At 65.1% G+C, this 1430-nt stretch carries 2 protein-coding genes; both read left to right on the forward strand.

All coding sequences use genetic code 11. The features are described from left to right. On the forward strand, positions 1–628 hold a 628-nt coding region (locus MOV74_RS38140), incomplete at its 5' end, for a DUF1007 family protein (RefSeq protein ID WP_246932665.1). Continuing rightward, positions 619–1430 (forward strand): nickel/cobalt transporter (locus tag MOV74_RS38145; RefSeq protein ID WP_246932667.1); only part of this gene is annotated, 812 nt, incomplete at its 3' end. The genes MOV74_RS38140 and MOV74_RS38145, both read left to right, overlap by 10 nt.

Raw genomic sequence — 1430 nt, forward strand, 5'->3', positions numbered from 1 at the left:
CGCCCTGCTCGCCCTCATGCTCGCCCTGGGCCTCACACTCGCGGCGGGCACGGCGCGCGCGCATCCGCATGTCTGGATCACCGCGACCAGCGAGCTGCTCTACGCCGAGGATGGCACGATCACTGGCGTGCGCCATGCCTGGACCTTCGACGACATGTTCTCGGCCTATGCGGTGCAGGGGCTCGAGAGCAAGACCAAGGGCGCCTATACGCGCGAGGAGCTTGGGCCGCTGGCGCAGACCAATGTCGAGTCGCTGAAGGAATATGCCTATTTCACCTTTGCGCGAGCCGACGGCAAGAAGGAGCGATTCCAGGAGCCGGTCGACTATTTCCTCGACTACAAGGATACGGTGTTGACCCTGCACTTCACGCTGCCGCTGAAGAACCCGGTCAAGCCCAAGCAGCTGGTGCTCGAAGTGTTCGACCGCTCCTTCTTCATCGACTTCCAGATGGCCAAGGAGAGTCCGGTGAAGCTCGTCGGCGCGCCCGCGGGCTGCCAGATGAAGCTTGACCGGCCAAGCGACGGCTCCGCCACTGCGCAGAAGCTCAACGAGCAGACCTTCCTGAACGGCGAGAACTCGAATTTCGGCATGATGTTCGCCAACAAGATCACGGTGGATTGCCCTTGATCGGTCGTCTGCATTCTCCGCTCGCCCGCGGGCTGCTCGCCTGCGCCGCGGCTATCGTCGTGCTCGGCGTCGCTGATGGCGCGCTTCATGATCTCCTGGCCCAAAACCCCTTTGGCGCGCCGCGCCCTGCGCAGGCGGCCGAACCCGAAGCGAGCGGCCTCATCGGTTGGCTCTTGGCAAAACAGTCGGAATTCTATCGCCAGATGTCGGTGACCATCCGTGCCGCGAAATCCGACGGCTCGGCGGTGTGGACGCTGCTCTTCATCTCGTTTGCCTATGGCATCTTCCACGCGGCCGGCCCGGGCCACGGCAAGGCGGTGATCGCCTCCTATCTCGTCGCCAACCGCGAGACCGCGCGGCGCGGTATTGCGCTGTCGTTCGCCTCGGCCCTGATGCAGTCGCTGGTGGCGATCCTGATCGTCGGCATCTCGGCCTGGGTGCTGAATGCGACCGCCAAGACCATGTGCAAGGCGGAAGGCGTGATCGAGATCGCGAGCTACGCCTTGATTGCACTGTTCGGGCTGCGCCTCGTCTGGGTCAAGGGCCGCACCTTCATCCGCGCGCTGCAGGCGGCCCAGCCGGTGCCGGCAATCGCCGGCGTGCCGCATCACCACCATGATCACGGCCATCACCATCATCACGACGCGCATGATGATCATCATCACCACGACCATGGTCACGCGCATCACCACCACGCCCACGATCACGTCCACGACGAGCATTGCGGCCATTCCCACGGCCCCACGCCGAGCGAGCTCGCCGGCCCCGGCGGCTGGCGGCGTGGCCTCGCCGCGATCCTCAC

Origin of the sequence: Bradyrhizobium sp. SHOUNA76 (assembly GCF_023006445.1) — a bacterium.
Taxonomy (GTDB): Bacteria; Pseudomonadota; Alphaproteobacteria; order Rhizobiales; family Xanthobacteraceae; genus Bradyrhizobium.